At 68.1% G+C, this 7372-nt stretch carries 4 protein-coding genes and 2 pseudogenes; 3 read left to right on the top strand and 3 right to left on the bottom strand.

The features are described from left to right. Nucleotides 1–145 precede the first annotated feature (145 nt). The 3 genes and pseudogenes from VN520_RS30050 to VN520_RS30040 all read left to right on the top strand — a co-directional run. Nucleotides 146–837, top strand: a pseudogene (locus tag VN520_RS30050) (IS5 family transposase); the annotation flags it as partial. Between the two features lie 535 nt (nucleotides 838–1372). Further along, nucleotides 1373–3154, top strand: coding sequence for a reverse transcriptase/maturase family protein (locus VN520_RS30045; RefSeq protein ID WP_325750095.1), 1782 nt, complete (start codon nucleotides 1373–1375; stop codon nucleotides 3152–3154). 109 nt (nucleotides 3155–3263) lie between these two features. Then, nucleotides 3264–3380, top strand: a pseudogene (locus VN520_RS30040) (IS5/IS1182 family transposase); the annotation flags it as partial. Between the two features lie 417 nt (nucleotides 3381–3797). Here the strand turns inward: VN520_RS30040 and VN520_RS30035 are convergent. The 3 genes from VN520_RS30035 to tap all read right to left on the bottom strand — a co-directional run. Further along, nucleotides 3798–4712 (bottom strand): hypothetical protein, encoded by a 915-nt coding sequence (locus VN520_RS30035; protein WP_325750094.1) that lies wholly within the window; start codon nucleotides 4710–4712, stop codon nucleotides 3798–3800. 238 nt (nucleotides 4713–4950) lie between these two features. Then, entirely contained in the window at nucleotides 4951–5508 is a 558-nt protein-coding gene (tpg, locus tag VN520_RS30030; RefSeq protein ID WP_325750093.1) for a telomere-protecting terminal protein Tpg, read from the bottom strand. 14 nt (nucleotides 5509–5522) lie between these two features. Then, nucleotides 5523–7372: telomere-associated protein Tap (tap, locus tag VN520_RS30025; RefSeq protein WP_325750092.1), on the bottom strand; the 1850-nt coding region annotated here is incomplete at its 5' end.

Below are 7372 nucleotides of genomic sequence, written 5' to 3'. Positions count from 1 at the left end.
AGGCACCTCGAAATCGCCAGGGGGCATGCGCAGTGCGGAGCGAGAGGCACTCCGGCGCGTTGCCACCGATCGTCCCAGCGCCCCCGGATGCCGCGCGACCTGCTCACTAAGACGTCATCTCAATTGGTTCAGTAGGCTGCTGGCCATGGCGGGGATTGTTGAACGGCTGGTGCCGAACGAGTTGTGGGAGCTGTTCCAGCGGGTGGTGCCGGAGGCGCCGTCGCGGCCGCAGGGTGGTGGTCGACGGCGTCACGATGACCGGGAGGTGTTGGCGGCGATCGTGTTCGTGGCCACGTCGGGCTGCACGTGGCAGCAGCTGCCCACGGCGTCGTTCGGTCCGTCCGGCGCGACGGCCCACCGCAGGTTCACCGAGTGGACGAAGGCCCGGGTCTGGGCCAAGCTGCACCGTCTGGTCCTGGACGAACTCGGATCCCGCGGAGAGTTGGACTGGTCGCGGTGCGCGATCGACTCGGTGAACATGCGGGCCCTGAAAAGGGGGACCTGACAGGTCCGAATCCTGTCGACCGGGGCAAGTACGGGTCGAAGATCCACCTGATCACCGATCGGACCGGTCTGCCCATATCCGTCGCAATCTCCGGCGCCAACGTCCACGACAGCCAAGCCCTGGTCCCGCTCGTGAAGGGCATCCCGCCCATCCGGTCCCGCCGAGGCCCCCGTCGGCGCAAGCCCGGCAAGCTCCACGCCGACAAAGGTTACGACTACCGCTACCTGCGGCAATGGCTTTCCCGACGCGGGATCCGACACCGCATCGCCCGCAAGGGCATCGAAAATTCACAGCGACTCGGCCGGCACCGTTGGACCATCGAACGCACCATGTGCGCCACGAGGCGCTCTGTTTGTATCCCCGGCTCAGCCGGGAGGAACTCGGAAGGAGGTTCCTGGGCCGGATGACTTACCTGGATCCGAAAGGTGAAGGGGACAACAGCATGTCAGAAAATCAGTGACCGGGCTCAGTTGTCAGAGACGGTGTGCTGGGCGGCCCGCGCGATATGGCGAAGACTGGATTGTTTGAAGCCCAATCTCCAGAAGATGCAAGTTCCCATCCGCCGGAAATGGCAGCTGAAACCGGCGCCGCGCTCTGCACTGGGTTTCATTGTGACCCGGTGCACTTCCGGGGTGCGGAGCGATGTCCAACGAGGACATTCAAGGAGATGAGTGGGACGCCTAAGCCGCGCTAGAACGTACAGACAGGGACGAACGTGGGATCGCCTACGGGACGCGAGTCCTATGGCGACGGAGGCCCCGTAGTAGTCGCCGGAGTCACGACCGGCCAGGGAGGACGGGAAAGCCGTCCACATCGGGCGAAGGGGGCCAGGTGACTCGGACACCACAGACTCGGGAGGTATGCGAAATGCAGAGCGCCAAAACGGTGCTGGGTGTCCTGCGTGAACGCGGCAGGCGTGGCCTGCCGTGCGAGGAACTGTATCGGCAATTGTTCAACCCGCAGTTGTATCTGCTGGCCTACGGGCGGATCTACGCCAACCATGGTGCGATGACGCCCGGGGTCACACCGGAAACCGTGGACGGCATGTCACAGCGGAAGATCGGCCGGATCACCGAGGCGATGCGCCACGAGCGCTACCGTTTCCGTCCGGTCCGGCGCGTCCATATCCCGAAGAAGAACGGGAAGACGCGTCCACTGGGGCTGCCGACCTGGTCGGACAAGCTCGTCGGTGAAGTGATCCGCCTGTTATTGGAGGCGTATTACGAGCCGACCTTCTCCGACCACTCACATGGATTCCGTCCCCGCCGTGGCTGCCATACCGCTTTGCGGGAGGTGGACCACACCTGGACCGGCACGTCCTGGTTCATCGAAGGGGACATCGCCGACTGCTTCGGCAGCCTGGACCACCAGGTTCTGCTGGCGATCCTCGGCGAGAAGATCCATGACCAGCGGTTTCTTCGGCTGGTGCGCAACATGCTCAAGGCCGGATACCTGGAGGACTGGAAGTGGGGTGCCACGCTCTCCGGAGCACCGCAGGGCGGAGTGGCCTCCCCGGTCCTGTCCAACATCTACCTGCACAAGCTGGACGAGTTCGTCGAGACAGTTCTGATTCCGGAGTACACCCAAGGAAAACGCCGGGCCAGGAACCCGGCCTATCTGGAGTTACAGAATCTGCTGGCGAAGGCCCGTCGGCGCGGTGACCGGGCCCAGGCCCGAGCGTTGCGTCAGCGGATGGTCAGCCTGCCGAGCTCGGATCCGAACGATCCGGCATATCGCAGGCTGCGCTACATACGCTATGCGGATGACCATCTCCTTGGTTTCACCGGACCGAAGACCGAGGCCGAGCAGATCAAACAACGTCTGGCCCAGTTCCTGCGTGACGAACTCAGGCTGGAACTGTCCCAGGAAAAGACACTGATCACCCATGCCCGCACCCGGGCAGCAAGGTTTCTCGGCTACGAGATCACGACCCAGCACAACGACACGAAGAAGACCGGCCGTTACCGTCGGATCAACGGCCAGATCGCTCTCCGTGTCCCACGGGACGTGATCAAAGCCAAGTGCGCCCCCTATCTCGCCCGCGGAGAACCCGCGAAGAAGACGGCCCTGATCAACAGCAGCGATCATGCGATCGTGGCGACGTTCGGGACCGTTTACCGGGGCATTGTCCAGTACTACCTGCTCGCCGGAGATGTCTTCCGGCTGCACCGGCTGCAATGGGTCATGGAGACATCCATGCTCAAGACTCTTGCTGCCAAGCACCGCTCGTCGGTGTCGAAGATGGCCGCCAAGCACAAGGCCAGAATCGACACACCCAACGGGCCCCGAGTCTGCTTCGAGGCCCGGATCGAGCGGAAGAACAGGAAACCACTGGTGGCACGGTTCGGTGGAATTCCCCTCCAACGGCAGCGAGCGGCGGAACTCGCCGACCGCGAGCCGGTCCGGGTGGACTATCCGCAGAAGGAACTCATCGCGAGGCTCCTGGCGGATACCTGCGAGATCTGCGGAAGCAAAGGCAACGTGCAAGTGCATCACGTCCGGGCTCTCGCCGACCTCGCACACGCCGGATGGCAGCCTTCCGACTGGGCGCGCGTCATGCTCCAACGACGCCGCAAAACGGTCGTGGCCTGCGACATCTGCCACGACCGCATCCATACGGAACAGCCGGCCAGAACACTCACGCAGTAGTCACTGGAGAGCCGGATGACAGGGAAACCGTCATGTCCGGTTCGGCGGGAGGCCGCGCGGAACAGGACTCGCCCCACAGCGAGCACCTCACCGCGCGGCCGACCCAACGTCCTGGCTCGCCGGCTGCCGACGACTCCACCGCCGCTACGAACGCAAGGCCGAGCACTTTCTCGCCTTCACCAGCATCGCCTGCACCCTCATCTGCTACCGCCGACTCGCCAAATGAGATGACCTCTAACTCGGCGGGCACCGAGGTTTGTGCACCACAGGTGCACCAGCGCATATCCGGCCCCTGCTTTTGCAGGGTGCCGCACTGCGGAGGCAGCCCCGGCGGCGAGCCCGAACCACTGGGCAGGTTCCCACCCCATGTCCGCCTCCCCGAACTGTGCCAAGGCAGGACGCAGAAACCTGCCTGCAGGAGCTCAGGCTGCTCTGGTCGGCCACGGGGCTGGCAAGGTGATCGACGCGTGAGTCCTCCATCAAGGAGGCGACGTCATGGAACAACAGCCACGCCAGCGGTGTGCGAGCGGCCGGCCCTCGTTGATCACTGGCCGCGAACAGACCGGGACCCGGCCGGCGCTCCTGTCCGGGCGCCGTTCCCCGCCGGAGCCGGATTCCAGGCGCGGACTGGTGCCGGTGTGGTTCAGGTCAAGGCGGACCGGAGGCGGGCGAGGGTCTCGACGCGGTTGTCGTCGAGGGTGCGATTCCATTTCAGGTTGGAGTACCACACCGGCTGTCCGGTGGCCGGGTCCAGGAAGTCGACGGAGCATCCGGTCGAGGTATGGGGGTGATCGCAGCGGCAGGTGCACGTCTTGGCCGTGACCTCCCATCCCAGTCCGCAGGGCCCCTGCGTCAGGAGGCGGACGAGGTCGGAGCAGGGCGGTCCGTCCGTCGTCTCCAGTCGGATGCCCCTGCCGCTGGTCCAGGTGTCGGTGCTGTTGACCGGTCCGGCGCCGGCGGTCGCCCGGATCCGGCGCAGCAGAGACGACAGGGTGTCGAACGGCTGGACCCTCTGGGCGTCGTAGGCCGCCTCTTCGACGGTTGTCCAGTCCGGTTGCCGCAGCAGAGACCCGTAGACGCCCTCGCGCTTCGTGGCGATCCGCTCCCACCTGTCCGGGCTGAATCCGCGCAGGAGGATCGCCGCAGTCAGGCCCGGCCGGTAGAGGCGTACCCCGCCGGGGACACGGGCGCTGCGCAGTCCGGGCACACCGCTCACCCGGTCGCGCGGGTCCTCGCCAGCGTCCCTGATGTCGCTGACCCGGGGATACAGGAACTCGACCCAGTGACCGAGGACCACCGGCTCGTCCACGAGCTGGAGGGTGAGCACGTCCTCTTGGGGCCGCACGCGGACGATGCCCAGCGGATGACTGCTCAGACCGCCCATCGCGCAGGCCCGCTGGAAGACCTCGGCCTCCAGCCGGGCCTGCTCGGCGTTGCGCGCAGCCGGGATGGACAGCCCTTGGCCCGGGCCGGAGAGCAAGGGGTGCAGAGCCTGGTGGGATTCACCGGTGCTGCGCCGCCGGTCGGCGGTGAGGTGGAGAGCGGCCGCAGGGTTCATGGGCTTTCTTCCGCGCGGAACCGGCCCCCGGGCGGTACGCGCTGTGAAGGGAACAGACGGTGCGGCAGGTGATGCGGTGACGCTTCTGGCCGGTCCTCGGCGACGGAAGCAGCGGGGGCGTTGTCCGTCGCGCGGCCGGGCGTTCACAGGCCCGCACACCATGGAAGCCGCCCGGCAGAGCTGCCGTCAACAAGGCGCGCGGGCGCTCCCGCATACCGCCTCGACAGCTCCTTCTCGCCTACAGCCGGAACTGGAGGTCGAGGAGGTCGGTGAGTTCGACTTCGAGGCCGTGGGCGCGGCGTCCGTTGTCGCGGAAGTAGGTCTCGCCGAGTGCTTCGGCGGTGAGCTGGAGCAGCTGGTCCTCGTCCAGGCCGGAGGCTTGGGCGTCGAGGAGGCGGGCGGCGTGGTGGGGTGGGAGGGCGAGGGTGAGGTGGCGGATGCGGGACTGGTCGGTGGATCCGGCGGCGGCGGTGTAGCCGAACCGGGCCTGGACGTCGATCATGATGCCGTCGGTCGTGGCCGCTTGTCGCCGGGCCCGGGCCCTGACCTGCGGCTGCCACCGGCCGCGGACCTCCCCCTCCAGCCGGGTGGCCAACTGCGGGCGGGGCTGTTTGATCTGGCCCTTCACATACCGCTCCACGGTGCGCTGGCTGATGCCGAGCAGACCGGCGACCTGCTGGGTGCTGCCCTGGTGCTGGCGCACCAGGTAACGCATCTGCGCCCCGGCGGACTTGGGCACCGGGCGCGTGAACGCCCCCTGTACCGCCCGGCCGAGCTCTTCTTCCACGGTGACCATCCGCCGTACGCTCCCTATTCTCCGGTGTCCCGGGCGGTGACCTCGCCGGTCTTGATGTACCGGGCGAGGTTGGCGACCTTGCCTTGTGCGCCGAGCTGCTCCAGAACGCCCACACCCCACAGCACGTCCTGGGTGCCTTCGTGCTTGACCATGCCGGGGGAGACGCCGAGGCGGAACGACCCGGGCACGGTCTTGCCGTCCTTGTCGTAGGGCAGGACATCCAGGGGGGTGGGGCCGTCGGCGGTGTAGACGGCGCAGTCGGAGAGGACCGCGACGGGGTAGCGGCCGGTGGCGGCGGCCAGGGCGATCATCTTGCGGTGCATGTTGATCCGGGCCCGGGAGATGACGGTGGCCCGGATATCGGGGCGCCACGTCGGCCGGGCCAGCGCCGGCCACGCCTGCCCCGGCACCCAGTTTCCGCCGCGGGCCTTCTCCTGCAGCTTGCCGATGCCGCCCTTGACGGTCATCTTCACCGCGTCCAGCACGATCCCCAGCTCAGGATCCCGCCTCTTGTGGCCGTCCATCGCCTTCAGGAACTCGCCCGGGGCCAGCTTCTCCGCCACCTTGAGGTCGGCCATCGTCGCGACGTAGGCGTCGCGCAGCCGCTTGTACCAGCCGTCCAGGAACCGCCCGCTCCTAGGCCGCAGCCACGCCTCGAGGGGGGTGACGTCGTAGCCGAGCTCGACGGCGTACGCCACGGTCGGCGTCGCGTACCAGGCCGGGCCCTCGGGTCGCTGTCCGGTCGGGGTGAACGGGCTGGGCAGCAGATCACCGTTGAGCTCACGCCACTGCTTGGCCACCTTCACCCGGTCCAGGTCGACGTGGGAGAGGTCCACCAGCCACGAGCCGGGCACCGCCGGGTCGAAGACCGGGCCGGTGACGTGCTCGGGCGGTGAGTCCAGGCCGACGACGGCGCCGTTGGCGGCCGCGCCGAACGCCAGGTTCACATCGACGCCGACCAGATAAGGCTGCATGCACTCCATATCGGTCAGGTCCCGCGCCCAGTCGTACGCCTCCTCGAACAAACGCTCCTCGGGGCCGCGGATGTGGAAGCGGGGCAGGTGGGCCAGGACGGGGTGCCCGTCGATCGCCTCGCATGGTGCGGGATCGAGCCCCTGGGCGCCCAGGGAGCCGGGCCGGTGCTCGGAGTGCCGCTTGCCGTCCTGGTCCGGCTCGCTCGCGCGGGTGGGCGGGTTGAGGGCGGTCATCAGCTCCAGCCCGGTCACCGCGCTCGACCCGACCGGCGTCATCACCCGGTGCGCGTACACTCCCAGCACCCGGGCCAGCTCCGCCGGACCCAACTCGGCGGCGTGACCCCACGCGCGGTCATCCAGGGCGTTCCAGGACGGGATACACAACTGAACACACTGGCGTCGCCCGCCGGAGACGGGGCGGTAGATCCGCGCCCAAGGCCCCAGCCCGCGCCTGGTCAGCTTCCACCCCGCCCGTTCCAGCAGCTTGACGGCCTTGTGGTCCTCGGGAAGCCGCCCGGCCGATCGCTCCGCGTCCGACAGGGTGGCGGGCAGGCCGTAGCGCTCGCACACCGCTGCGGTGAGGACCAGCAGCGGGTCGGCGTCCTTGCCCGACGGGTGCAGCTTCTCCGCCCCTACCCGCGCCTCGGCCAGTGCCCATTCCACCAGGGCGGGGAGGGACTTGGCGGGCACGTCCAGGAGCAGACCGCCGGTGCCGTAGCCGGTCACCTGCCGCTCGTCATCGGCGTCCAGGACGAGCAGCGGACCGTGTTCGAACGGGCCGGACCGTGCGGGCGCGGGGGCCTTGCCAGCGGCGGCCTTCGGTGCACCGGGAGGGCGTGAACCGCGTGCCGGGCGCGGTGCGGCGGCCGGCGGGGGAGCGGCTGCGGAGG

Source organism: Streptomyces sp. (genome assembly GCF_035563135.1).
Classification (GTDB): domain Bacteria; phylum Actinomycetota; class Actinomycetes; order Streptomycetales; family Streptomycetaceae; genus Streptomyces.
This window is presented reverse-complemented; position numbering and strand designations above follow the sequence as displayed.

What these genes read in the sequence shown, in the direction of transcription:
- VN520_RS30045 (WP_325750095.1), top strand. Translation starts at nt 1,373, where the DNA reads ATGCAGAGCGCCAAAACGGTGCTGGGTGTCCTGCGTGAACGCGGCAGG.
- VN520_RS30035 (WP_325750094.1), bottom strand. Translation starts at nt 4,712, where the DNA reads ATGAACCCTGCGGCCGCTCTCCACCTCACCGCCGACCGGCGGCGCAGC.
- tpg (WP_325750093.1), bottom strand. Translation starts at nt 5,508, where the DNA reads ATGGTCACCGTGGAAGAAGAGCTCGGCCGGGCGGTACAGGGGGCGTTC.